Annotated in this window: 18 protein-coding genes; 5 read left to right on the top strand and 13 right to left on the bottom strand. The window is 49.3% G+C overall.

The window, feature by feature from the left end; all coding sequences use genetic code 11:
- Positions 1–489 precede the first annotated feature (489 nt).
- Complete coding sequence (locus HZU75_RS00090; protein WP_228028286.1) at positions 490–2,226, top strand: autotransporter assembly complex protein TamA; 1,737 nt, start codon at positions 490–492, stop codon at positions 2,224–2,226.
- Positions 2,226–6,104, top strand: coding sequence for a translocation/assembly module TamB domain-containing protein (locus HZU75_RS00085; protein WP_180307208.1), 3,879 nt, complete (start codon positions 2,226–2,228; stop codon positions 6,102–6,104). Before HZU75_RS00090 ends, HZU75_RS00085 begins: the two co-directional genes overlap by 1 nt.
- A 9-nt stretch (positions 6,105–6,113) precedes the next feature.
- Here the strand turns inward: HZU75_RS00085 and HZU75_RS00080 are convergent, their stop codons facing one another.
- A complete protein-coding gene (locus HZU75_RS00080; protein ID WP_180307207.1) occupies positions 6,114–6,821 on the bottom strand; it encodes a ComF family protein in 708 nt (235 codons plus the stop codon).
- Between the two features lie 59 nt (positions 6,822–6,880).
- Here HZU75_RS00080 and bioB point away from each other — a divergent pair, with 59 nt between their 5' ends.
- The gene (bioB, locus tag HZU75_RS00075) at positions 6,881–7,864 is read left to right on the top strand and encodes a biotin synthase BioB (RefSeq protein ID WP_180307206.1); all 984 of its coding nucleotides are present in this window, start codon (positions 6,881–6,883) and stop codon (positions 7,862–7,864) included.
- Between the two features lie 106 nt (positions 7,865–7,970).
- Here bioB and HZU75_RS00070 read toward each other — a convergent pair whose 3' ends face one another.
- From HZU75_RS00070 to HZU75_RS00060, 3 genes are read right to left on the bottom strand one after another with little or no spacing between them, the layout of a single operon-like run.
- Entirely contained in the window at positions 7,971–8,255 is a 285-nt protein-coding gene (locus HZU75_RS00070) for a metal-sensitive transcriptional regulator (protein ID WP_180307205.1), read from the bottom strand.
- Positions 8,239–8,448 (bottom strand): heavy-metal-associated domain-containing protein, encoded by a 210-nt coding sequence (locus HZU75_RS00065; RefSeq protein ID WP_180307204.1) that lies wholly within the window; start codon positions 8,446–8,448, stop codon positions 8,239–8,241. The genes HZU75_RS00070 and HZU75_RS00065 overlap by 17 nt, the downstream gene beginning before the upstream one ends.
- Positions 8,435–10,813, bottom strand: a complete 2,379-nt coding sequence (locus tag HZU75_RS00060; protein ID WP_180307203.1) for a heavy metal translocating P-type ATPase — start codon at positions 10,811–10,813, stop codon at positions 8,435–8,437. The genes HZU75_RS00065 and HZU75_RS00060 overlap by 14 nt, the downstream gene beginning before the upstream one ends.
- Before the next feature lie 422 nt (positions 10,814–11,235).
- Here HZU75_RS00060 and HZU75_RS00055 point away from each other — a divergent pair, with 422 nt between their 5' ends.
- The gene (locus tag HZU75_RS00055; protein ID WP_180307202.1) at positions 11,236–13,533 is read left to right on the top strand and encodes an EAL domain-containing protein; all 2,298 of its coding nucleotides are present in this window, start codon (positions 11,236–11,238) and stop codon (positions 13,531–13,533) included.
- A gap of 56 nt (positions 13,534–13,589) precedes the next feature.
- On the opposite strand, the gene dnaE is transcribed toward HZU75_RS00055, so the two are convergent.
- Positions 13,590–17,030: a DNA polymerase III subunit alpha gene (gene dnaE, locus HZU75_RS00050; RefSeq protein WP_180307201.1), complete on the bottom strand. Its 3,441-nt coding sequence runs from the start codon at positions 17,028–17,030 to the stop codon at positions 13,590–13,592.
- A 106-nt stretch (positions 17,031–17,136) separates the two neighbouring features.
- On the opposite strand from dnaE, the gene HZU75_RS00045 reads away from it, so the two are divergent.
- The gene (locus HZU75_RS00045) at positions 17,137–17,322 is read left to right on the top strand and encodes a YjfB family protein (protein WP_180307200.1); all 186 of its coding nucleotides are present in this window, start codon (positions 17,137–17,139) and stop codon (positions 17,320–17,322) included.
- A 51-nt stretch (positions 17,323–17,373) separates the two neighbouring features.
- Here HZU75_RS00045 and HZU75_RS00040 read toward each other — a convergent pair whose 3' ends face one another.
- The 8 genes from HZU75_RS00040 to HZU75_RS00005 all read right to left on the bottom strand — a co-directional run bounded on the left by HZU75_RS00040 (position 17,374) and on the right by HZU75_RS00005 (position 25,477).
- A complete protein-coding gene (locus HZU75_RS00040) occupies positions 17,374–17,871 on the bottom strand; it encodes a FixH family protein (protein ID WP_180307199.1) in 498 nt (165 codons plus the stop codon).
- Entirely contained in the window at positions 17,871–19,316 is a 1,446-nt protein-coding gene (gene ccoG / locus HZU75_RS00035) for a cytochrome c oxidase accessory protein CcoG (protein WP_180307198.1), read from the bottom strand. The genes HZU75_RS00040 and ccoG overlap by 1 nt, the downstream gene beginning before the upstream one ends.
- Before the next feature lie 104 nt (positions 19,317–19,420).
- Complete coding sequence (ccoP, locus tag HZU75_RS00030; protein WP_180307197.1) at positions 19,421–20,332, bottom strand: cytochrome-c oxidase, cbb3-type subunit III; 912 nt, start codon at positions 20,330–20,332, stop codon at positions 19,421–19,423.
- A 21-nt stretch (positions 20,333–20,353) separates the two neighbouring features.
- Positions 20,354–20,521 carry a cbb3-type cytochrome oxidase subunit 3 gene (locus tag HZU75_RS00025; RefSeq protein ID WP_180307196.1) on the bottom strand — a complete coding sequence of 56 codons (168 nt, stop codon included), beginning with the start codon at positions 20,519–20,521 and terminating at the stop codon, positions 20,354–20,356.
- A 5-nt stretch (positions 20,522–20,526) separates the two neighbouring features.
- Entirely contained in the window at positions 20,527–21,141 is a 615-nt protein-coding gene (gene ccoO / locus HZU75_RS00020) for a cytochrome-c oxidase, cbb3-type subunit II (protein WP_180307195.1), read from the bottom strand.
- 20 nt (positions 21,142–21,161) lie between these two features.
- Positions 21,162–22,583 carry a cytochrome-c oxidase, cbb3-type subunit I gene (ccoN, locus tag HZU75_RS00015; RefSeq protein ID WP_180307194.1) on the bottom strand — a complete coding sequence of 474 codons (1,422 nt, stop codon included), beginning with the start codon at positions 22,581–22,583 and terminating at the stop codon, positions 21,162–21,164.
- Positions 22,584–22,829: 246 nt separating this feature from the next.
- Positions 22,830–23,024, bottom strand: a complete 195-nt coding sequence (gene ccoS, locus HZU75_RS00010) for a cbb3-type cytochrome oxidase assembly protein CcoS (RefSeq protein WP_180307193.1) — start codon at positions 23,022–23,024, stop codon at positions 22,830–22,832.
- Between the two features lie 5 nt (positions 23,025–23,029).
- A complete protein-coding gene (locus tag HZU75_RS00005) occupies positions 23,030–25,477 on the bottom strand; it encodes a heavy metal translocating P-type ATPase (RefSeq protein ID WP_180307192.1) in 2,448 nt (815 codons plus the stop codon).

Below are 25,477 nucleotides of genomic sequence, written 5' to 3'. Positions count from 1 at the left end.
GTAGTAAATGTGAATAGTTGTTACAAATATGTACGTAGCAATACTACAAAAATGCTTGCGTTAAGTATGTAGTTTTGTTAAAGTTCACTCATCGAAAGAAAAGACAGCCACCTCAGTGTGAGGTGACTCAAATGCAAGGAGATAGACCATGCGTTCAATGATGAAATTTTCCAAAACTGTTGAAGCGTTTCAGCAACTGCTCGTTAAATCGTACGGTTGGCAACTGACTCTGCCACGCTAAGCTTGGTGCTTACAGTTCCGAATTTGTAGTACCCGGTAGTGTGTTGTAGGTAGTAAATGTAGTGTGTGTTTTGTAGTACCCGCGACGAAAGTTGCGTTATCGACTCCATCCTCCTGTGCCCGATTCAGTAGACATCGCAAGATGTGATACTAATCGGGTTTTTTTTGCGCCAGATTTACAGCCAATGCGTGTTGCGGTACGGTTTTTGGTAAAGTAACGTCTTTATCTGGTGGGTTGCTGTTTTGCGTGTGATTCCTTTTTTCTTTGCTATAGCGCTCGCCACACCTGCTTGGGCTGCACCTGAGTCATTTCGCTATGATATTCGGCTTGACGCTTCGTCAGCTGCGCGTGACTTGCTGGAAAAGCATCTCAATATTTACAAATGGCAAAAAAAGAATCGTTTTACGCCAGAGCTATTGCTGCGGGAAATTGATGCGCTACCGGCTGCAGCAACCGACCTCTTGGCGACTGAAGGCTATTTTGATGCTAAGGTCACCGCAAAATATGCCGTGGAGAACAATACCCATACGGTGTATGTCAATGTGGATCTTGGTGAGCAGACCTTTGTGGCCAATACATCTGTTGTATTACAAGGGCCAATTGTTGAAGATGCCGAGCGCTATGATGTATTGATGCAGCGGTTTAACCGCCGAGGTGGGCAGCTTGAGAACCATCCGTTCAGTCAGTCTGCGTGGGACGATTTTAAAAAGCGCACGCTGCAAACCGTGCAAGCACGTCAATACCCAGCGGCCAGTCTGCTATCGAGCGAAGCACTGATTCACCCTGAGCGCAAAGAGGCCGATTTCAATTTACTGATTGAAAGTGGCCCAGCTTACGTGTTTGGGCCATACAGCATCCATGGCTTATCACGCTATCCAGAAACCCTGATTACCGAGCGGATTAAAATCGAAGAGGGTCAGCCGTATAGTCGTACTGAATTGAGCGATCTGCAGAGCGAAATACAAAATATGCCGCAGTTTGGAACGGCGTTGGTCGATGTCGAGCTAGCCCAAGAGCCTCCGTATATTGCGCCAATCCGTATTGATGTGCAGGAAGTGCCATTGCACCGCCTTAATGGCAGCGTTGGTTATAGCACCAACACCCGCTTTAAATCTGAAGCCGCGTATCGCTACCATAATTTGTTCAATCGCGGATGGGTATTTGATTCCCAGTTGCGTTTGGAGCAGCTGGAGCAGGCCGCTGAGGTGAGTGTGATCTTGCCCAAAGCCCGTAGTGATTGGGAGCATCGTGTGTGGGGCTCTTTTTTGGCACAAGACTTGCAGGGGATGGATTCGCATCTGTACAAGATCGGTGTCTCGCGTGGCAAAAAGGGGGATGAAATTGAGCGAGTGTTTGACCTGCAGTATCAGGTCGAAACGCGCAAATTTCAAGACGGGAGCGAGGAGCAGCCCCAGTCTCTTACCCTGAATCATATCTGGACACAACGTAAGCTGGATAATCGCCGCAACCCACGCAATGGCTATATGGTGCAAGCAGAGATGGGCGGGGCGGTGAAGTCCATCCTTAGTGACGCTACCTTTTTACGTTTGTATGGGCGCGGAGCCTATTACTTGCGCATGGGGCAAGATAGCCAGTTAATTGCTCAGGCCAGCTTGGGGCAGACATTCTCCAAAAGTCCGGAAGGGATTACCAGTGACTGGTTATTCCGCGCAGGCGGTTCAGGAAGCGTACGGGGCTACGACTATCAATCGCTTGGTGTGAAAAGCAATGGCTCGACCATTGGTGGTCGAGTAATTGGGACTGCATCAGTCGAGTATCAGCATCCAATCATTCGTGATTGGCGCGCCGCTGTGTTTGTCGACTATGGTGGTGCAGGCGCCAATTGGCAAAGCCTAGACCCCGTTACTGGCGTTGGTGTGGGGGCGCGCTGGAATAGTCCAGTTGGGCAAATTGGAGCTGACCTAGCGTATGGGGTTGATTACCAGCAAGTTCGTTTTCATTTCGCAATGGGGTTGGTATTTTAATGGCTGAGCAGCTCACCCCAGAACCAACCAATACAACTAATACGTCAGCGCCCGTTAGCAAAGCTCCGCCGCTTGCGCCTAAGCGTTATGGTTTAATTCGCCGGGTTTTACGCGCCGTATTTTGGAGTGCCCTGCTCACATTTAGCACGGTGGCGCTACTGTTATTTGCTGCGCTGAGTTGGTTTAATTCGTCGACTGGTCGCTATTGGTTGGTCGATGCCATTAACCGTAGTCAAGTCATGCATATTGCGGCGATTGATGGCTCATTTTGGTCTGAGTTACAAATCAAGCAGTTCAATATCAAGACCAGTGCCATGAGTGTCACGCTTGATTATGGGGTATTGCGCTGGGAACCTTATTTGTTAATGGTTAGAGATTTAAGCCTGCCGGTAGTATCGCTGGGTGAACTTGTCATTAACACCCCGCCGAGCCCGCCAGATCAGCCGCCGAGCCCGCCACCGAGTAGTTTGAGCTTGCCCTTCGGTATTCATCTGGATGAGTTAACCATTGCCAAATTGCGGATTAACGGCACTGAGTTGAATGATATTGCGGCCAATATTTCCAGTAATGGTCGCTTTCATCGTTTGCACCTGAAGCAATTACGCCTGCCACAGGGTAATTTGGCCGCAGCCTTGAATATCACCGGCAAAGCACCGTTTATCAGTGCGGGCTCATTTATTTTTTCCGGTCAGCTTGAAGGTAAAGATATTCGCGCCTTTGGCAAAGTGGAAGGCCCGCTTCGCCAATTGCAGATTGAGGCCACAGCCGAGCACGCCACATTACAGGGGCGTGCGCAATTGCAGGCTGATTTGTTTGCACCTTATGCCTATCAAATGGTGCAGCACGGTCAATTAGAACTCAACGGATTAAATCCTCAGCAATGGCATTCAGCGGCACCCAATGCCTTGCTCAACATGAAAGCCAACTTTACCCCGACCAAGGATGGTCTTCGTGGTCAAATCAAGGTGAGCAATCATAACCCCGGGGCTGTTGATGTCCATAAAATTCCAGTACAAACCACCGCGCTTGATTTTGCTTTGCAGGGCGAACGATTCAGCATTTCACGCTGGGAAACCCAGTTTGCCGGTCAAGCACGGCTTAGTGCGCAAGGTTGGGTTGAACAAGGGCAGCTGAAATTAAATTTGAATGCAGAACATCTGGACCCTAAACACTTCTGGTCTCCGCAGCCCAGTGGCGATATGAGCGGGCAGGTAGTTTTGAACGGCCCGTGGCTCTCGCCAGGCATTAAAGGGCAAATTAGTGATCTGCAGCGTAAGGCGAATTTAACGCTTGATCTAGCGTGGATCAACCCAGCCAAGGAGCGCCGCTTAGCCATTCGCGAAGCGCGGCTTCAGCGTGGCTCAAGTACCTTGCATGCCAAGGGTGAGTTTAACCTAGGGGGCAAAAACGATTTTAGTGCGGATTTACAACTGCAAAATGTTAATCCTGCTGAGTTTGCGGCAATACCTAGGGGAAGTATTGCTGGGAAGATCAATGTAAAAGGCTCTTTGCAGCCAAAACCTCAGCTTGATCTACGCTATGTATTCGACGATAGCCAGTTTAATGGCCAAGCCTTGGCCGGTGCGGGGCAATTGAAGCTAGATGCTCAGCGTCTTAGCCAAAGTGAATTCTGGTTGAGTTTAGGGGCCAATAAACTGAGTGCAAATGGTAGCTTAGGGGGGCGCAGTGATAGCCTGAATTTGGCATTGCAAATGCCTAACCTAGCGCAAATTGGCCCACAGTTTCGCGGAAAACTTTCCGGCTCGGCAACACTAAGTGGTGCAATGACCCAGCCGCATATTCGGGCCAATTTGGAAATTGAGCAGCTCGATACCCCGTTTGATTTGCGTTTGAATCATGGCCATATTAATGCAGCAATTTCCAGCGATTTGAGTGGCCCCGTATTGCTAGAGGCTCAATTGCAGAAATTGACACTAGGGCAAACCGTGCTCGATAGTCTCATATTGCAAGCACAAGGAAGTGTACAGGCACATGAGCTAACTCTTGTGGCGCAAGGCCTGCACGAGCAATGGCCGCTTAAAGTGGATCTGCGCGCGAAAGGTGGTCTAAACGCTCAGCAGGTATGGACCGGGGTCGTGCAGTCTTTGGCAGGGCAGGCCGTAGTGCCATTTAAGTTGCTCAATGCACCGCAAATCAAAGTGGGCAGCCAGCAGTTTGACTTAGGTGCCAGCAATTTACAGCTAGGGCAAAGCCAGTTGCAGCTGTCGACGACGCGCTGGCAGCCGGGTTTATTAGAAACGCAGGGACAAATACAACGCCTGGCGGTGGCAGAATGGCTTGCCGTGGCCAAAGTTGCTAATCCAAGTAGCGATTTAGTGTTAGCTGGTGAATGGAATTTACGGCAAAGCGCAGTGTTGAATGGTGATTTCAAGCTCAATCGTGTATCGGGTGATGTGCAGTGGAAAGATGAAGCGCTCAAAGCACAGCCGCTTACGCTAAGCAAGCTTAACTTAAGCGGCCAATTTGCTATGAATCGTTTTGCTATGCAGTCTCAACTGCTTAGCCAGCAATTTGGGCAGCTGGCTGTTTCTGGTGATACTTTGCTCGATCTTGCCCGCGGCGGCATGGCAGACAATGCACCGCTTAATCTTGCGATGAAAGGGAGTTTGCCTAATTTGGCAGTATTTGCGCCCTTTTTGGGGCGTGATGTCAAACTAAGCGGCAAGGCTGAGCTGGATGTGAAACGTGCTGGCCCACTGAAAGCGCCTCAGATGTCAGGTTATTTGCGTGCCAGTGACTTGGGCTACAGCGATAGCAATACCGGGGTGAAGCTACAGGATGGTTTGCTCGATATCGCAATGAGTAATCAGCAAATTACCTTGCAGACATTCCGTGCCCGTGGTGTTGCGGGTGGCGAAATCAGCGGTTCCGGTGCGCTCGACTTTTCTAATGGTAAAGCCAATGGCAGCTTAAATTTGCTTGCCAAACGATTCACGTTGGTGAGTAAGCCGGATATGTTGCTGGTCGTTAGCGGGCAAGGCGCAATGGCTTTTAAAGACAATGATCTGGCGGTAACGGGTGCTTTTAAAGCAGATTCGGGCGATATTCAGTTTCAAGCCAATGATGTGCCTAGCCTATCTAATGATGTAATTGTGCTGGGGCGTGAGAAAAAAGAGGCTAAGCCTTTGACCATGAAATTACATATGCAGCTTGATATTGATCTGGGTGATAACTTGATGTTCCGCGGTTATGGCTTGGAAAGTCGGCTGGCTGGCAAAATTCGTTTGCGAGCGACGCCCAATATGCTGCTTGCCGCATCAGGGACAATTAATACCGAGGAAGGTGAATATAAGGCTTATGGGCAAAAGTTGGAAATCGAGCGCGGAGTATTGTCATTTCAAGGCCCGATCGATAATCCCAAGCTAGATATTCTTGCGATTCGACGAAATCAGGCCGTAGAAGCAGGGGTACAAGTTAAAGGCTCGGCCTATTCGCCACAAGTTAGTTTGTATTCAGACCCGAATGTGCCCGATGCTGAAAAAATCTCTTGGCTACTGTTTGGGCACGGCGCCGACAGTATGGAAAAATCAGATGGCGCTCTGGCTTTGCAATTACTCAACTCATTGGCTGCCAATGGTGGCAATGGCCAAGGTTTGACTGATGAGATTTTCGGCAACCTTGGTATTGATGAGGTTGGTTATAAATCGAAGGAAGAAGCCAATGGCACGACCACCCAAGTAGTGACGGTGAGTAAACGCTTAACGAAATCTTTGCGAGTAGCGCTGGAAAAAAGCTTTAACGGTCTTAGCGATGCAGTTAATTTTACGCTGCAGTTATCCCGCAACTGGTCTGTCGTATCACGGATTGGCGTTGATCAAAGCAGTGTGGATGTTAAATACACCTTGAGTTTCGATTAAAAATCGCGGTTATCCCCGCGCGGGTGTGCGGGCGATCACAAGATTAATCACCTGCTCTGCCCCAGCTGCTTTTAAGGTTTTGGCTGCTACTTGCAAACTTGCACCGCTGGTCATGACATCATCGAGAACCAAAATACGTTTACCGGTGCAATTGGTGTTGCAACTGAATGCGCCGCGTAAATTCTTCCAGCGTGCTCTCGCGCTCAAGCGAGCCTGATGCTCAGTATCCCGTATACGCTGTAAAAGGTTGCGCTGTAGCGGTATGTGCCATTGCGAGCTCAATATTTGCGCTACTTCTAATGCTTGATTAAAGCCACGCTCTGCCAAACGCGCGCGATGCAATGGCAGCGGAATTAAGTAATCAACACGTGGTGGGGCAAGAGTCTGAGCTAATTGCTCGGCTAATAACTGAAAAATGGGCCATTGCTGGCCAAACTTACCTGCATGGATGAGTGCTTTAATCGGCTCCTGAAATAAATACAGTGCTACGGTGCTATCAAATGCCGGGGGTGATTGCAAGCAGGCCCCGCAGTGATAACCATCGGTGCCGGGTAGCCCGCATTGCGGACAACTTTGGCTGGCCTGCCAGTAAGGTAGGCTCTGCTGGCAGGCAGTGCAGAGGGCTTGCTGGCGCTCTTGGGTTTGCAAGATGCCAGCGCATAAGAAGCATTGACTGGGTAAATACTTGTTCAAAAAATGGCTGAATAAATTTGACAAGTAGGCACTCCGCTCGGACAATCCATCCCAGCATAGAATCTACTGGAACCGACTGCCACATGACACAGACTCAAACCATCGAATTTAAGCGCCATACCCCACACCCAGAGCAAACCTTGTGGTCGGCTGAAGCGATTCAGGCTTTATTTGATTTGCCATTTAATGATTTACTATTTCAGGCACAGCAAGTCCATCGCGAAAATTTCGATGCAAATCGCGTGCAACTGTCGACGTTGCTGTCGGTAAAAACCGGTGGTTGCTCGGAAGATTGTGGCTATTGTTCGCAATCTAAGCGTTACGATACCGGTTTGGAAGAGCAGAAACTGATGGATGCCGATGATGTGATCGCTGCTGCCGCGATTGCGAAAGAAAACGGCTCTTCGCGCTTCTGTATGGGGGCCGCGTGGCGTGGCCCTAAAAATCGTGATTTGGAAGAAGTGAAGAAAATGATTGCCGGCGTGAAAGCATTAGGTTTAGAAACCTGTGCCACGTTTGGCATGCTCAAAGATGGACAAGCTGAGCAGCTTAAAGATGCTGGTCTGGATTATTACAATCACAATCTAGATACTTCCGAAGAAAAATACCGCGATATCGTGAGCACGCACAGCTATGCCGATCGCTTAGATACATTGGGCAAGGCGCGCAAAGCGGGTTTGAATGTGTGCTCGGGCGGTATTGTTGGCTTGGGTGAGACGCGTCTGGATCGCATTGGTCTGATTGGCCAATTGGCGAACTTAGATCCACAACCAGACTCAGTGCCAATTAACAATTTGGTTCAAATTGACGGTACGCCGCTTGATGGCTCAGAGAAAGTGGATTGGACCGAGTTCGTCCGCACCATCGCAGTTGCGCGCATTACGATGCCTAAATCGTTTGTTCGCTTGTCTGCCGGTCGCCAGCAAATGCCAGAAGCGATGCAAGCTCTATGTTTCTTGGCGGGCGCAAATTCCATTTTCTATGGCGATAAACTACTCACCACTGGCAACCCTGAGGTTGAAGGTGATAAAGCGCTGTTCCGTAAATTAAATCTACAACCTCTTTGATGGGGGTATTAAGATTAAGGTCATGCCAGGTCTTGATCTTGGCGAGACACCTAAAAATAAAAAACCACGCAAATTAGCGTGGTTTTTTATCTGCTGGCGGTGTGGCTTAGCCGCGAACTTTCTTGATGACTTGCAGCAATTGCGCAACGGCATCATCACCTTTGCCTGATTTCAAGGCTTGTGCAATGCAGTCTTGAGTTTGTTGTTCAAGCAAGATCAGGCCCAAAGCGTCGAGTGCTGAGCGAGCGGCAGCGACTTGATTGAGTACTTCGCTGCTAGTGCGGTCTTCTTCGATCATGCGGGTGATGCCCGAAACTTGGCCAACGATGCGGTTTAGGCGTTTGATCAGTTGGTCTTTATTTGGGCGCTCTTGCTTAACGGTTGATGTCATATCCAGCTTCCTCTATCGATGTTTCCAGCACTGCGCGGCTGGTTTGCGTGGCGTCGAACACGATCCGTGCTTTGCCGGGGTTTAAGGTGACGGTGGCACTTTGCACCCCCGCAACCGCTTCTAAAACACGGGTTACCGACGCAGTGCAGCCGCCGCAACTCATGCCTTCGATCTCAATTTCAATGGTTTCCATCTTGTACCTGCCATTTAAAGCGTTTCAGTAATAAGGCATTGCTAATGACCGACAGCGAAGACAAGGCCATTGCTGCACCAGCTAACATTGGGCTTAATAGGCCACAAGCAGCTAGCGGAATCCCGAGTGCGTTATAAATAAAAGCAAAAAACAAATTTTGTTTGATTTTTCGCACCGTCGCTTTGGAAAGCGCCAGCGCCATCGAGATATGCGATAAATCATTTTTCATGAGCGTCACGTCGGCCGTTTCCAATGCCGCACTTGCGCCACTTTGCATGGCAAAACTCACATCTGCAGCCGCTAGTGCTGGCGCATCATTTATACCGTCCCCAACCATGGCCACTTTATGACCGGCCTGCTGCAAGGCAAGTAGGGTTTGGTATTTTTCGCTGGGGGTGCATTGCGCTTGAAAACGCTGAATGCCAAGCTGCTTGGCAAGCTCGGCTGCGGTGGCAAGATGGTCTCCTGTGAGCATGACTACTTGAATGCCTGCCGCCTGTAGCTGGCGAATTGCCGCCGGTGCATTGGTGCGGATTTGATCTTGCAGAACGCATAGTGCTGCGGGCTGGGTATCTACCGCAATGGCAATGACTGTATGGCCTTGCTGTTGATACTTCTGGACGATGCTGGAAAATTGTTGCAGGTATGTGGACTCTAGCACCCAGTCGGGGCGGCCAATTTGAATATGCTTACCGGCTACAGTGCCAGTAATGCCTTGGCCGATGCTGGTTTGTACATCTTGGCTGCTGAGTGGGGGCTGATCTTGTAGCGCGGCTTGAAAAGCATGTGCAAGTGGATGCTGTGTGGCAAGTTCTAAACTGCTAGCCCACAGAATAATTTCATCTTGCGAGTATGTTCCAGCTTGTAGTAGCTGGGTTTCAATTAATTGTGGCTTGCCTAGTGTCAGGGTGCCGGTTTTATCCACGATCAGGGTATCTATCTGGCTGCTGTGTTCCAGTGCACTGGCGTTGCGAAATAAAATACCATGTTGCGCCCCAAGCCCGACTCCAACCATGACAGCAGTGGGGGTGGCTAGGCCTAAAGCGCAGGGGCAGGCAATAACGAGAACCGCCACTGCATGTAATAGAGCTTGCCGACTATCTAGGCTTAGAGCATAGGTTGTCAGCAGGGTGAGGAGCGCAATAATCAAAATTGTTGGTACAAAAATGGCAGATATTCGATCGGCCAATTGCTGTATCGGCGCCTTGCTACCCTGCGCCTGACTAATCGTGGCAATGATGCTGGCCAATTGAGTTTGCCCGCCGGTGGCTGTGGCTTGAATTTGGCAGCTACCTGCTAAATTGCGTGTGCCTGCAAAAATCGAATCGCCGATTTTTTTCGTGATGCTGTGCGATTCGCCGGTGAGCATGGCCTCATCGACTTCAACTGCGCCTTCGATGATCACGCCATCAATCGGTACCGTTTCACCGTCGCGCAGTAAAACAACATCGTTGACGGTGATGCTACTGATCGGTGCTTCAATCCAAGAGTCGGCACGGCGCACTTGCGCAGTTTGTGGCTGGAGTGCGAGTAATTTGCCTAACGCATCCCCTGTTTGCCGTTTGGCTCTAGTTTCAAGCCATTTTCCCAGTAGAACTAAAGTGATTACACTGGCGCTCGACTCAAAATAGAGCGTGTGTTGACCGGTGCTAAATGCCCAGATGCTGTACCCCCACGCTGCGCTAGTGCCTAGTGTAACCAGCACATCCATATTTGCACTGCCATTGCGCAGTGCAAACCAAGCGCTACGATAAAAGCGCGCACCACTTATAAATTGCACCACGGTAGCCAGCACAAGCTGAATTGTGCTCGGTAGCAGGCCGTGTTCACCGGTTAGCATACCCAGCATTTCCAAGCCAAACGGCAGGCTGCAGAGCACAGCAAGCAACAAATCCCAGGGGGATGTGTTGACTGATTTACTAGCAGGTGTGGCTATGGGTTTTGCGTCGTAGCCCGCTTGCCGGATGCAATGCTGAATTTGTTCAAGTGATACTGTTCCTTCAATTGCGGTGATATTGGCTGTTTCACTGGCGAAGTTAACGCTAGCAGACTCAATGGGGAGTTTTTTGAGTTGGCGTTCAATGCGGTTGGCGCAGGCTGCGCAGCTCATACCGGTTAAATTGAGTGAAAACGTCTGTTTGCGAGTGCTAAAGCCCGTTTTTTCAATTGCGGCCAATACATGTGATAGCTGTTCTGGACCAGAAATAATTGTGGCTTGCTCAGTGGCAAAGTTCACCGTGGCCGTTACGTTGGGCAAACGGTTGAGCACTTTCTCAAGGCGCTGGGCGCACGCAGCACAAGTCATGCCCTCAATAGGTATATTGAAGGGGGTTTGGTCGGCTTCAGAGTGCGTGAGATTACCCATAGGGGTATGTTAGCGACAATACCCAATACCCGCAAGGGGTATCTGTATTTGTCGATGCGATTGTGTCTACTTGTATTTGCCGGGTGATGTGAGTGATATTTTCCTAGTGCACTAGGATGGGCGCAGGGCTATAAATAATCGGTTGCCAACTGCTGCGGTTGCTAACAGGCCTCGCTGGCGGGGGAAACTCTCGACTGTTTGATGTGTGTCGTTTTGGCTACGAAAATGGCTAGACGGAGCTTGTTTCCTTACAGTCTAGCGATTATGCTGACTGCGGCGATGTGTTTTTACTCTTTTACTTGAGCTTATATTTAGTGATTGTTTCTTTTTTTCAGCGGATCGGGCGGTTTTACAGTGCAAATCGCCTCGCATGGCACTTGATCATTGCTGTATTTGCTACAGGCCTAGTGGTCACGGTTGCCATGACTTTGTTTTTGCTTAAGCTTGAGTATGACCGCAGTTTGTTACAAACTCAGGCGGACCTACAAACGCTGGGTCGAAGCGCGACACCGCAACTTGCTAGTAACTTATGGCTGGTTAATACCGATGCCATCCATGGCCAGCTCAACTCAATGCTGCAAACCCGTGTGGTGCAACATGTATCGTTGGTTGAGAGTGATGGGCAGCAATATAGTGCTGGTCAGCCGCTGGAGCATGCTCACAATGTGGTTACTGAAGTTTTTCCTGTTGTCTATTTGCATCCATTAACCAATAAAGAGGTCACACTCGGCGAGCTTAAAATTAGCACAACCTTATCTGAGGTTGAATCGAGGTTATTTGCCCAGTTTTTGCGACTGCTTATTCTGCAAGGCTTGGGTATGGCTGCCGCAGCGATTTTCTTTTTAATTTTGTATCATCGCCTTATTGCACGGCATTTAAGCCAAATTGCCCACTACACTCGCCACTTTAATTATCAGCAACTTTCTGAGCCGCTCCGTCTCTTGCGCAACAGCAATAAGCCCGATGAGATGCAGACCTTAGTTGATGCCATTAATGAAATGCGGCGTAATATTCGGCGGGGGCACGAAGAGCGGGAAGAAGCGCAACGTGCGCTATACGTTGAAAAAGAGCTAGCTGAAGTTACGCTAATTTCGATTACCGATGCAATCTTAACTACTGATGGCGAGTTTAAAGTCAAGCTGATCAATCCGGCCGCCGAAGCCTTAACTGGCTGGTTGACCAATGATGCTCGGGGCCGTGATATTGCCGATTTGCTATGTCTTGGTGGTGATTTAACCCCTACTGAACTTGAGCGAATTTTGCTGAAGTCGCGCGATAAATTAAAGTCCATCGGTGGGCAGAAGGCGATGCTCCTCAATCGTGCTGGGGCTAAATTGAATGTCGAGTATGCTGTGGCGCCCATTTCAGACCAAGATGGTCATGTGGTGGGGATGGTGTTGGTATTGCATGATGTTACTGAGTCCCAAGCGCTAACAGAAAAGCTGGCCTACCAAGCCGAGCATGATTATTTGACCGGTTTAACTAACCGGCGCGGGTTTGAAGCAGCGCTCAATGACGCACACCAGCAGGCTTTGAATGGTGCCCCTCAGCAAGTGCTGATGTTATTAGATTTGGATCAGTTCAAGCTCGTGAACGATACCTGTGGGCATTTGGCTGGCGATGAATTGCTAAGGCATGTAACTGCGCTATTGCAGGGGTTAATGCTGCCTGGCCGTTCGGTTTTGGGGCGGCTTGGTGGCGATGAATTCGGAGTACTGCTTTCAGATACCACAGATGCCGAAGCGCAAGTTCTGGCTGAGCGTATTTTGCATTCATTAGCTCAATTTCGTTTTGTGTGGCAAGAGCGGCCACATGGCGTGACGGTGAGTATTGGATTGGTGAAGCTAGATCATCGCTGCGCTAGCCCGCAGGAGGCGATGAGTCAGGCTGATGTGGCGTGCTTTGCCGCAAAAGACGCCGGTCGAAATCAACTGAGTTGGTACAGCAGTGATGATCAAGATCTTCAGGAGCGGCATAACGAGATTCAATTGCTGGCCACGCTGAAAGAAGCGATCGAGCAAAATCGCTTTCAGCTTTACTGCCAGGCTATCGTGCCGATGAATGCACAAGCGCATGATGTGCATCATTTGGAAATTTTATTGCGCCTGATCGATGGTCAGGGGCGTGTGGTTGCGCCGGGGGCGTTTATCCCTGCGGCAGAGCGCTATGACATGATGACCCAAGTGGATAAATGGGTAATTGAGCACAGTATTGCCCACTTGGCTATGTGTATGAAGGATTCTAAGCCGATACCCCATATTGCAATTAATCTGTCGGGCAAATCGCTTAATAAGCAAACCTTGGCGTTTATCTTGCAACAACTCGATTCAACACAGGTGCCGCCTTATACTATCTGCTTTGAAATTACCGAAACCGCCGCGATTTCTAATCTCAAAGAATCATCAATTTTCATCGAAACTCTACGTACCCGCGGGTGCAAGTTTGCGCTTGATGATTTTGGGAGTGGCTTTTCTTCATTCAATTACCTGAAAACCTTGCCCGTCGATTTTCTGAAAATTGATGGCAGCCTGGTTACCGATATTGCTGAAGACAAAGTGAGTAGGCAAATGGTGATCGCAGTCAACGATATTGCCCATAGTTTGGGCTGCAGAACGATTGCTGAATTCGTTGAGGATGAGGCTATTTTGGCGGAGTTAGCCGCTGTTGGGGTGGATTACGCGCAGGGCTATTTCTTTGGTAAGCCAGTCCCCTTGGTGTGATGTGGGATATGGTTTGCAAAAAAGGCAGCTTAAGCTGCCTTTTTTGTCCTTAAAATTTAGAATTTGATGTCTACCGCTGTTGTACCTAGCCAGTTGCGTAGCTCGGCAATCAACTCATCGCGTAACAACACGCGCCATTGATAACCTAAGCGAACCTCGCAGCTTGCTATGGTGTTTTGATACGAAACTTCTACGGCACAACCTTCATCGGCACAATGCGGGGAAAGTAGCGCTTTCAGTTTTTCGGCATCATCGTTGTTGCCTAAACCCAGTTTGATGGCACGTGCAAAGTGGCTGCGGGTTTCAGCGATATCAAAAACCCGATCCGCGATTATGCGTTGCCCGCCCGAGAAGCGATCTTCAGATACTTTAGCTTCGATTACCAGTAATGCATCTTCTTTGAGCTTAGTGCGATTAGCTTCAAACGAGTCTGAGAATAAAGAAACCTCGACTTTTCCTTTGCCATCATCCAGTTGTAGGAAGCACATCCGACCTCGTTCACCATTTTTGACGCGCATGCCAGCAACAATGCCGGCAATAAACTGGGGTTCACGCTGATTTTGCAGTCGATCCAGCCGAGTTTTAATTAGGCCTTTAATCGCTTTGGCATGTGCATCAAAAGGGTGGCCTGATAGATAAAAGCCAATTGCGGTTTTTTCTTCCGCTAGCTTAATTTTATCGTCCCAGCGTGGTGCTTCCAGTATTTCAATTTGTGGTGCAGCTGCCGGTTCGAGCATGTCAAACAGACTAATTTGATTTGCATTTGCAGCTTCCGCTTCGGCAACCGCCATAGCCTGCTCGACATTGGCCATTAACCGGGCGCGATGATCATCAATAGCATCAAAAGCACCGCCTCGAATTAGTGCTTCGAGTACGCGTTTATTAACTTCTTTTTTGTCAGTGCGGCGACACAGATCGTATAAATCGCTGAATGGGCCGTTCTTTTCTCGCTCGGCCACAATCATATTGACGGCACTTTCGCCAACACCTTTGATGGCGCCTAGGGCATAGCGGATTTGCCGTTTGCCAACGGGGACAAAGCGATAGAAGCTTTGATTGACATCCGGCGGCAGGAGTTCGAGCCTATTTTTTTCGATGCAGTCATCGTAAAAGACTTTCAGCTGATCGGTGTTATCCAGCTCGGATGACATCGTGGCAGCCATAAAGGCGGCCGTGTGATGGGCTTTGAGCCATGCGGTATGGTACGACACTACTGCATAGGCGGCCGTGTGTGACTTGTTAAAACCGTATTCGGCAAACTTGGTCATCAGGTCGAACAGTTGCTCGGCCAGTGCCGGGTCATAGCCTTTCTTGGCCGCACCTTCGGCAATGGTCGCCCGGTGTTTGGCCATTTCTTCTGGCTTTTTCTTACCCATCGCGCGGCGCAGCATATCGGCGCCACCGAGGGTATAGCCGCCGATAATCTGCGAAATCTGCATCACCTGTTCTTGGTAAACGATAACGCCGTAAGTCGGCTCAAGACATTTTTCCAAGTCAGGGTGGAAGTAATCGGGCTGCTCGATGCCTTTTTTACGATTAATAAAGGTATCGACCATGCCAGAGCCCAGCGGGCCGGGACGGTAGAGCGCCAATACCGCAATAATGTCTTCAAAACGGTCGGGCGCAAGCTTTTCCAGCAGTCGTTTCATACCATCCGACTCGACCTGGAATACGCCGGTAGTGTTGGCGTCGCGAAATACCTGATATGCAGCTTGGTCTTCAAAGCCCAAGCTCATCAAATCCAGATATTCTCCAGTCTGGTCTTTTATGTATTGCAGCGCTAATTCAATAATCGTTAAGTTACGCAGGCCCAAGAAGTCAAACTTAACCAGACCGACTTGCTCGACGTCATCTTTGTCGAGCATCGAGACGGGGGAGGCATCCTCGCCTGCAGCTTGGTATACCGGACAAAAGTCAGTGATCCGTCCTGGTGCAATCAGAACCCCACCTGCGTGCATACCAATGTTGCGTGTCAAGCCCTCAAGCTTTTTGGCTAGATCCCAGAGTTCTTTGAGTTCTTCTTCACGCTCGATTCGCTCGGCAAGCTCTGGCACCATTTCTACCGCATCATCGAGGCTGTATTGCTTGCCCGGTGCTGCAGGGATCAGTTTTGAGACGCCATCGCAAAACATGTAGGGCAAATCCAGCACCCGACCCACGTCGCGCACCACGGCCTTGGCCGCCATCGTACCGAAAGTGGCAATCTGGCTGACCGCTTCGGCGCCGTATTTTTCCCGCACGTATTCAATCACACGCCAGCGGTTTTCCTGGCAAAAATCGATATCGAAGTCGGGCATCGATACCCGCTCAGGATTGAGGAAACGCTCGAACAGCAGGGCGTAGGCAGTGGGATCAATGTCGGTAATGCCAAGGCTGTAAGCCACCAATGAACCCGCACCTGAGCCGCGGCCAGGGCCAACCGGGCAGCCGTTGACCTTACCCCAGGCGATGAAGTCCGCAACGATCAGGAAGTAGCCGGGAAAGCCCATCTGGATAATGGTGTCGGTTTCGAATTTTAGTCGTTCATAATAGCGTGGGCGCTCAGCTTCGCGTTTCGCCTCATCGGGGTATAGCTGCGCAAGGCGCATTTCTAAACCACGCTTGGCCTCATACACCAGGAAATCATCTAGTGTCATGCCATCCGGGGTCGGGAATAAAGGCAGGTAATTTTTTCCCAGAACGATCGATAGATTGCACCCCTGGGCGATGCTAACTGTATTGGCTAATGCTTCGGGTAAGTCACTGAAAAGTGCGTGCATTTCAGTGGCTGATTTGAAGTACTGCTCCTCGGTGAAACGTTTGGGGCGGCGTTTGTCAGCCATCACAAAGCCTTCCGCAATACAGGTGCGGGCTTCGTGCGCTTTGAAGTCATCCGCGTCCATGAACTGAATCGGATGGGTTGCTACGACAGGTAAGGTCTGCTGCTCGGCAATATCTAGGTGCCCTTGCAAGCTTTTCTCACTGGCTGCTGAGCCTGTGCGTTGCAATTCAAGGTAAAAATTATTTGGGAATAGCTGCGACCACCACGCAGCCGCTTCACTTGCGCGCGCCGGATCGTTAGCGAGAATATGTGCTCCAATTTCACCCAGTTCTGCGCCTGATAAGCAAATTAAATCGGCGTTGCTGCCCGTGCTAAGCCATTGTTTCTTCAGCTCGCCATGGCCGCGGTATTGATTGTGTTTGTAGGCTTGAGTTAGCAGCTCACACAGCCGGCCGTACCCTGCGCGGTTTTTACATATCAGTAATACGCGATAGGGCTTGTCGCGATCTTCTTCATTTTCAACCCATGCGTCCAATCCTACGATAGGTTTTAACCCGGCATTTCGGCAGGCTTTATAGTGTTTCACCATGCCAAAAAGATTCATTAAATCGGAAACGCCGAGTGCTGGCATTTGCTCAGCTTTGGCGCGTTTGACGGCTTCATCCAGACGAACAATACCGTCGGTCACGGAAAATTCAGAATGGAGACGTAAATGGATAAAGGAAGGAGCATTCATGCCGATATTTTAACATCTGCATCTGTTTGCAGTGAGGCAATTGCGCATCTAAATCTGCGCAGATGCGGGTATGATGTTCTGCAAGTACTTGCTGAAAGGAGTAGTTATGGATGCTGGACTAGTTAATGCAGCGAGCAATGCAAGCGCGCAAGATGTTGCACCATTGTTGATGTTGAAAAAGGCGCTTAATATTCAAGCAAATTCAACGCTGAGTTTGTTGGATGCGTTGCCGCAGGTCTCTGCTACGAATAACCCACCTAATCTTGGGCAGAATGTGGATGTAAAGGCTTAAGTGGTGCGCCATAAAAAAGCCCCATCATCTGATGGGGCTTTTTTATGGGTATCACTTCAGGGGCTTTATTTCAATTGCTTCTCCGGGCAATACCTGCCATTCCTTTACAAGACGCCATGTTGATTTCTGGTCGCTTAGTTCTATTTGCCAGCGCTCAAGTGCTAAGGGGTGGGCTAGCTTTCCCGCGTACATGCGATTGCCGATTGCTTGAAGTTCCAGGCTTTGATCAACGCCAACCCGGGTTGGATGAGATAATTTCAGCTCTAGCGGCCCGTTCACTTCTTTGTTTAGCATGATGCGGATGCTTTGCTGGTCATCACCGAGGATCACTTGCGCGTTTAGACCTTGATTTGCCGCTTGGCTATCGAGCGCAAGGCGCTCGTTGATACGTTGACCATCTTTGTAATAGCTATCACTGACTAAGCCATCTTTATTGGTGTACGCAAGGTAGGCCATGTGAATGCCAGAAACAATGGCAAGTGCCGGAAAGCCGATCAGCAGCCAAACAAATGGGTGCTTATACCAAGGCTTATTTTCTTTTGATTGCATCAATCTTTCCCAATAAATGTGGCTTTTTCACGCACATGAATGTTTGCATCATCCAGTGATTTTACCGTGATATGAACTTCGTGGCTGCCAGCTTTGGCGTGCTGAGGCGCAACTTGCAATCGTACTGAGACATCGGTCGTGGCCGTTGGTTCCAAACGATAGCGCCCTTTGCCTTCTGCCTCAACTTTGATGCCTGTTAGCCCGTCGGCACTGATCACGTAGGTGTGCGCTTTCTCGCTCGCATTTTGAATCTGCACGCGGTATGTGTTTTCAAGCCAGCCATCTTCAACCTCGCGCACTAGCGCGACGCGGTCACGCTGAATGTTGACTTTAATCGGTTGACGGTTAATCAGCGAGTAGACGGTTATCCCGAAAATCAGGCTCAGCAGTAGTGCATACATAATTACCCGTGGACGTTTCAATTGTTTAGCAATGTCTTTTTCGGGGTATTTATGCTCCAACGCATTTTCAGTGGTGTAGCGAATTAGTCCGCGTGGATAATTCATTTTATCCATTACTTCATCACAGGCATCGATGCAGGCTGCACAGCCAATGCATTCGTACTGCAGTCCATTGCGAATATCAATACCGACGGGGCATACTTGTACGCAGATCGAACAGTCGATGCAATCACCCAGTCCTTGAGCTTTATAGTCGCTGCCTTTCTTGCGCGTACCACGTTGCTCGCCGCGCTCTTGGTCGTAACTAATAATCAGTGTGTCTGCGTCAAACATGGCACTTTGGAAGCGTGCGTACGGGCACATGTATTTGCAAACTTGCTCGCGCAGCCAGCCGGCATTGCCGTAAGTGGCAAAACCATAGAATAAAATCCAGAATGCTTCGGTAGCGCTCACGCTAAGGATAATCAGTTCCGCCCATAAGTCGCGAATTGCGGTGAAGTAGCCGACAAATGTAAAGCCAGTCCAGAGGGCAAACACAATCCAGAGGCTGTGTTTAGTAGCTTTGAGGCGAAGTTTCTTTGCTGAGAGCGGTGCGTTGTCAAGTTTGATGCGTGCCGCGCGGTCTCCCTCAACCCATTTCTCTATCCAAAGAAAAATTTCGGTATAAACCGTTTGTGGGCAGGCATAACCACACCATAGGCGACCCCCAATAGTGGTCCATGCAAAAAGTCCAAACGCTGATAGCAGGAGTAGGGCGGTCAAATAGATAAAGTCTTGCGGTAAAAAAACAAAACCAAAAATGTAGAACTTGCGTTGTACTAGATCGAACAAGAGAGCCTGACGACCATTGATTTGAATCCATGGTACGCAGTAAAAAAACAGTTGTGTGGCAAATACAAAGAAAATCCGCCACTTATTCCAGAAGCCATTAATCCAGCGCGGATATACTTTTTTATGAGCGGCATAGAGTAGAACTTCTTCTAGCTCCCCGTCTTCTTTGACGTTCACGACGTTAACTGGAATTTCATTGAGTTTTTGGCTCATTTTTCGCTCCGATCAGAACATTCATCAAACAGCTGTCTGTGTGATCAAGGCTCTGTAACAAAAACGGGCAGGTTTCCCTGCCCGCAGCTGTAACTTTTAGCTAATTACTTTTTATCTTGATTTAGGCTGTACACATATGCCGCAAGCAAGTGAACTTTGCCGTCGCCCAAGAATTCCTTCCAAGCTGGCATTACGTTTGCACGTCCATTGGTGACTGTTTCAACGATGGTTGCTTCGGAACCACCATACAACCAGATTTTGTCGGTTAAATTTGGTGCACCAATGTCTTGATTGCCTTTGCCTTCCGCTCCATGACAAGCCACGCATACTTGTTTGAAGGTTTCAGCTCCGCGAGTTGCACGTACATCGTTAAATGCCGCGCTGCCAGAGATTTTCAAAACATAATTGGCAACATCACGAACTTTTTCTTCACCAAATGCTGCGCCGAACGCGGGCATTTGACCATGACGGCCTTTGTTGAGTGTTTCCTGAATTTTCTCAGGTGTGCCGCCATACAGCCAGTCGCCATCAGTCAGATTTGGGAAGCCTTTTGCGCCGCGAGCATCAGAGCCATGACATTGCACGCAATAAGTCTGGAATAGACGTTTGCCCATATCATTGGCTTCTTGGTTTTGAGCAAGAGCAGGAATCGGCATCGCAAGATATTTATCGTACAGTGCCTGATATTTGGCATCTGCCTTGGCGACTTCTTCTTTGTGCTGACCTTCTTGTGACCAACCCTTGGCGTTGCCCAAAACAACTAGGCCAGGGTAGAGCCACAAATAGCCTAGCGCAAAAATGATTGTGCCGGCAAACATGCCAACCCACCAGCCAGGCAGAGGGTTGTTATACTCTTCCAAGTCGCCGTCCCATTTGTGACCAGTAACCTGTGCTTTCTCGCCTTTTTTAAGCTTAATTTTCATTTGCGTTAGCAATAAATACGCGCAGAAGAAGATGCCTAAAATCGACACTGCGGCAATAAAGTAGCCCCAGAAACCGCTAGTAAAGTCTGTCATTCTCTATTCTCCGTTAGCCGATCAGGACTGCTTGCCCGACGATGGTAAATCATCGTCGAGGAACGGTTGTTGTGCGGCCTCTTCAAAGTGTTGCTTGGTGTTTTTGCTGTATGCCCAAACGCATAGAACAACAAACAAAATGAATCCCAATACAGTCACAATGATCCGAACTTCGTTCTGCAAGTCCATCGTGCTTACCTTTTGTTTTTCAGTGCGAGACCAAGGCCTTGTAGGTAGGCAATAACTGCTTCCATCTCAGTTTTGCCTTCTACTTCTTTGCTTGCATTGGCAATGTCCGCATCCGTGTATGGAACGCCCAGTTTACGCAAGGCTGCCATTTTTTTCGGGGTTACTGTCGGGTCAATCGTGTTAACTGCAAGCCATGAGAAGGCAGGCATATTTGACTCTGGCACCACGTCACGTGGGTTCATCAAATGCGCGCGATGCCATTCATCCGAGTAGCGACCACCAACGCGTGCCAGATCTGGTCCGGTGCGTTTTGAGCCCCATTGAAATGGATGGTCATACACTGACTCGCCTGCAACAGAGTAGTGGCCATAGCGTTCAGTTTCTGAGCGGAAAGGGCGAATCATTTGCGAGTGGCAGTTGTAGCAGCCTTCGCGAATGTAGATGTCGCGGCCTTCTAGGCGCAGTGCACTGTAGGGTTTAACCCCAGCAATGGGTTGTGTGACCGATTTGCTAAACATGAGCGGCAGAATCTCAACCATCATTGCGACGCTAATGGTGATTAGCGTCAAGATTACGAGAGCCGCTACATTTTCCTCAATCAGTTTCTGAATTTTATTCATTGTTATTTATCCTTCCCAAATCAGGCGTGTGTTGCAACGGCTGGGATTTTTGCATCAACAGCTTTGCCATCGAATACAGTTCTCAGTACGTTGTACAACATCAAGATCATGCCTGATAGGTACATCAGGCCGCCCAAGAAGCGGATGAAGTAGTAAGGGTACGATGCTTTCACTGCATCAATAAATGCATAGGTCAAAGTGCCGTCTGCATTGATTGCGCGCCACATCAAGCCTTGAGTTACCCCAGAAATCCACATTGAAGCGATGTAAAGTACTACGCCCAAGGTCGCAATCCAGAAGTGAACTTCAATCAATTTCACTGACCACATTTGTTCGCGGCCAAATAGGCGTGGAATCAGGTAGTAGATAGAACCGATAGAGATCATTGCTACCCAGCCCAGTGCGCCAGAGTGTACATGGCCGACAGTCCAGTCTGTGTAATGGCTCAGTGCATTCACTGATTTGATGGCCATCATCGGGCCTTCAAAGGTAGACATGCCGTAGAACGACAGCGCAGTTACCATGAACTTCAGGATTGGATCTGTGCGCAGTTTGTGCCATGCGCCAGACAGCGTCATGATGCCGTTGATCATGCCGCCCCAGCTTGGTGCCAGCAGAATCAGAGAGAACACCATGCCAAGTGATTGAGTCCAATCAGGCAGGGCGGTGTAGTGCAGGTGGTGCGGGCCGGCCCACATATAAGTGAAGATCAGCGCCCAGAAGTGCACGACGGATAGGCGATATGAGTAAACCGGACGGCCAGCCTGTTTTGGAATGAAGTAATACATCATGCCCAAGAAGGCAGCAGTCAGGAAGAAGCCCACGGCGTTGTGGCCGTACCACCATTGCACCATGGCATCTACTGCGCCAGAGTAGGCAGAATAAGACTTCATTGCCGTTACAGGCATTGCAGCGCTATTAACCAGGTGTAGTAGTGCTACCGCAAGAATGAATGCGCCGTAGAACCAGTTCGCCACATAGATATGTTTTACTTTGCGAATCGCGATTGTGCCAAAGAATACAATTGCGTAAGCAACCCAAATGACAGTGATCAGAATATCAATTGGCCATTCCAGTTCGGCATATTCCTTGCCGCTGGTGTAGCCCAGGGGCAGGGTGATTGCCGCTAGCAAAATGACTAGCTGCCAGCCCCAGAAGGTAAATCCGGCGAGCTTGTCGCTGATCAGGCGTACATTACAGGTTCTTTGTACAACGTAGTAAGACGTCGCGAACAACGCACAACCACCGAATGCAAAAATAACAGCATTAGTATGTAGTGGACGCAGGCGACCAAAGTGAAAATAAGGCCCGATGTTTAATTCTGGCCAGTACATTTGGGCGGCGCAAATTACGCCAACCAGCATGCCGACAATGCCCCAGACGACCGTCATGATGGCAAATTGCCGCACCACTTTGTAATTGTATGTGGCTTGGTTTTCCATTACAGCGCTCCGATTGATCTCCAACTGCTTGGAATTAAAATTAAAATAAAGTATTGAAAAATAGAATCAAACGCCACATATATTCTTTACTACAAATATTGCGGGTTTAATTCCTCTGGGGGAGAGCACCCCCAGATTAGGTACAAAAGTGCCTACTGGACTATACGCAGACTTGCTGCTTTGTTTCTTGATGGATATCAAGTAGAACCATCGGCAATCTTGGTTATTTTACCGCTTTGTCTGTGCTCAGTCAGGGTTTTTTTCGTTTATGTCATTTGCATTGCTTGGTTTGCTACGAATTGCGTCATCATCCTGCAAAATGCGCCAGGCGGGACCTTCTAAATCATCGCTTTGACCGCTGCGAATAAACCACCAAAATATCACGCCAATTCCTAGGGCAATTAAAAGTGACATTGGAATAAGTAAATAAAGACTTTCCATTGATTTTATTCAGTTTTTTGTGGTTTTTTGTTGCGAAGTAAGCGCAGCGCATTTGCCATAACGAGTAGTGAGCTCAGTGCCATGCCTAAGCTTGCTAACCATGGGGTTACCCAACCAAGTAATGCAACAGGTAGCGCTGCTAGATTGTAACTTAGTGCCCATGCAAGATTTTGCCGGATGATTTTTCTGCACCGTTTTGCAAGCTCAACTGCGTGCGGAAGGGCGTTGAGCTGATTGTTCAGCAAAATCATATCGCCAGCAGCTTGAGCAATGTCGACGCCACCTCCCATGGCGATCGACACATTGGCCAGTGCCAATACAGGTGCATCGTTTACTCCGTCACCAAGCATCAAGACCTGTCTGCCTTGTGCTTGTAGTTGGCGAATGTAGGTGACTTTGGCTTCTGGGGTTGAGCTCGCCTGATAGTGTTCAATGCCCAGTTGTTTAGCAACATGGCGGACGATGCGTAGCTCATCACCAGATACTAAGTGTAATCGGTAGCGCTGATTGGTCAATTGTTTGACGAGGTTGTATGCCTCTGGGCGAATCTGATCGCTTAGTATATAAGCGGCCAGAACCTGTTGCTGATCGGCCAAGTAAATAGTGCTCCCAATTGCATCTTGGGTGGGAGAGGTGGGGATTTCATGTCCTAGTTCGCCGAGGATAAAGCCTGCTGAGCCGAGCCAGTACTGCGCATTGTCTATTGTTCCTGTAATGCCGCCGCCCGGATGGTTTTTGAATTCTTTGACAATTTTGCTGCAGGATTCCGTGGCGATTGTTGTGTCGCTGGATTTAAAAGCTTTTGCAATAGGATGCTCTGATTGTTGTTCGAGCAAATTGGCTATATGAAGTGCATGCGTTGAGCTGCAGTTAAATGGAATAAGTTGTGCTACGCGAGGCTCACCAAAGGTCAGTGTGCCAGTTTTATCAAACACGATATCTGTAACGCTCGCAAGGTTTTCAACACAGTTTCCCCGCGTAACCAGCACGCCTAATTGTGCTAAATGCCCCGTAACTGCAGTCAGTGCCGCTGGGGTTGCCAGTGAAAGAGCGCATGGGCAGGAAATCACCAGCACTGCCACAGTATAGGGCAGGGCATGTATGGGGTCGTGCAGGTGCCAATACAGATAGCAGAGTGCGGCGATGATCAGTAATGCCACCACAAACCATCCGGCCACCCAGTCTGCTAATTGGGCAAGACGTGGTTTTTGCTGTAATGACTGATCAAGCAGACGTACCATACTACCAAGTCTGGTGTCATGGCCTACTGATTTCACTTCAATTGTCAGTGGCGAGATTAGGTTCATGCTGCCTGCGATTACCTGGCTACCTGACTGCTTGCTAATTGGGCGGCTTTCGCCGCTCAGCATGGCCTCGTTGACTTCACTGCTACCCTCAAGCACGATTCCATCAACCGCGATGGTTTCTCCTGCTTTGCTTAGAATGCGATCGCCCACCGCCAGGCGATGCACAGGTGTTTCTCTTAAAGTCTGGTCCTCTTCAAGCTGGTGTGCAAAAGCTGGGATTAACTTGACCAGCATTTCAGCTGCTGCACCTGCCCGACGTCGAGCTTTAAATTCTAAATAGCGCCCGCCGAGCAGTAAAAATACAAACATCGACACTGAATCGAAATAAATCTCACCGTGACCTGTGATGAGTGAATAGGTGCTGGCGCAGAATGCAGCAATAACCCCAATGCTGACGGGGAGGTCCATGCTGGCACGACCGTGTTTTAGCTCGCGCCAACTGTTCTGATAAAACGGCCAGCATGAATACAGTACAACAGGCAAGGTTAGTAACGCGCTGCCCCAGTGCATCATGCTAAGCCAAACCGCTTCGATCTCGCCGTCTGGCGCCATATACATTGGCACAACAAACATCATGACTTGCATCATCGAGAGACCGGCTACCCAGAGGCGTAACAGAGCGCTTTTGCGCTGGGATTGCCATTGCGCTTCATTGCGTTCGTGATCGTAGGGGTGGGCACGATAGCCGATTGCGGTGATATGTTGCAGTATGGTCGTTAGCTTGACTTGCTGATCATCCCAGCGCACACGAGCTCGGTGTGTGCTGTAGTTGATTGATACAGATATCACCCCTTTCAGTTGTGACAGATGTTGCTCGTTCAGCCAGATGCATGCAGCACAGGTAATGCCCTCAAGGATTAAGGCAGCCTCGCGGATATCATCTGAAATGTGGTGTACAAAGTCGCTTTGCAACAATGCATCATCGTAATGCTGCAACTGTTCCCGGATTTCTTTGGGGAGCGGTTCTGTACGGCTGGCACTTTCGGTACGTTGTGCATAATAGCTTTCTAGCCCACTCGCCAAAATGGTGTCAGCAACCGCTTTACAGCCGGCACAGCAGGCGGGCTCGGTATGCTCACGGTATTGAATAGTAAATTCGGCTGGATCAGGGCAGGCACTGCCGCAGTGAAAGCATGGGGTTGTCAT

The organism is Chitinibacter fontanus (assembly GCF_013423785.1).
In the GTDB taxonomy this organism is placed as follows: domain Bacteria; phylum Pseudomonadota; class Gammaproteobacteria; order Burkholderiales; family Chitinibacteraceae; genus Chitinibacter; species Chitinibacter fontanus.
This window is presented reverse-complemented; position numbering and strand designations above follow the sequence as displayed.

Coding starts and splice junctions, on each gene's coding strand:
- HZU75_RS00065 (WP_180307204.1), bottom strand. CDS start 8,448: ATGGAAACCATTGAAATTGAGATCGAAGGCATGAGTTGCGGCGGCTGC.
- HZU75_RS00055 (WP_180307202.1), top strand. CDS start 11,236: ATGACTTTGTTTTTGCTTAAGCTTGAGTATGACCGCAGTTTGTTACAA.
- HZU75_RS00070 (WP_180307205.1), bottom strand. CDS start 8,255: ATGACATCAACCGTTAAGCAAGAGCGCCCAAATAAAGACCAACTGATC.
- HZU75_RS00005 (WP_180307192.1), bottom strand. CDS start 25,477: ATGACAACCCCATGCTTTCACTGCGGCAGTGCCTGCCCTGATCCAGCC.
- ccoS (WP_180307193.1), bottom strand. CDS start 23,024: ATGGAAAGTCTTTATTTACTTATTCCAATGTCACTTTTAATTGCCCTA.
- ccoO (WP_180307195.1), bottom strand. CDS start 21,141: ATGAATAAAATTCAGAAACTGATTGAGGAAAATGTAGCGGCTCTCGTA.
- HZU75_RS00060 (WP_180307203.1), bottom strand. CDS start 10,813: ATGGGTAATCTCACGCACTCTGAAGCCGACCAAACCCCCTTCAATATA.
- HZU75_RS00025 (WP_180307196.1), bottom strand. CDS start 20,521: ATGGACTTGCAGAACGAAGTTCGGATCATTGTGACTGTATTGGGATTC.
- HZU75_RS00085 (WP_180307208.1), top strand. CDS start 2,226: ATGGCTGAGCAGCTCACCCCAGAACCAACCAATACAACTAATACGTCA.
- dnaE (WP_180307201.1), bottom strand. CDS start 17,030: ATGAATGCTCCTTCCTTTATCCATTTACGTCTCCATTCTGAATTTTCC.
- ccoG (WP_180307198.1), bottom strand. CDS start 19,316: ATGAGCCAAAAACTCAATGAAATTCCAGTTAACGTCGTGAACGTCAAA.
- bioB (WP_180307206.1), top strand. CDS start 6,881: ATGACACAGACTCAAACCATCGAATTTAAGCGCCATACCCCACACCCA.
- ccoN (WP_180307194.1), bottom strand. CDS start 22,583: ATGGAAAACCAAGCCACATACAATTACAAAGTGGTGCGGCAATTTGCC.
- HZU75_RS00040 (WP_180307199.1), bottom strand. CDS start 17,871: ATGCAATCAAAAGAAAATAAGCCTTGGTATAAGCACCCATTTGTTTGG.
- ccoP (WP_180307197.1), bottom strand. CDS start 20,332: ATGACAGACTTTACTAGCGGTTTCTGGGGCTACTTTATTGCCGCAGTG.
- HZU75_RS00045 (WP_180307200.1), top strand. CDS start 17,137: ATGGATGCTGGACTAGTTAATGCAGCGAGCAATGCAAGCGCGCAAGAT.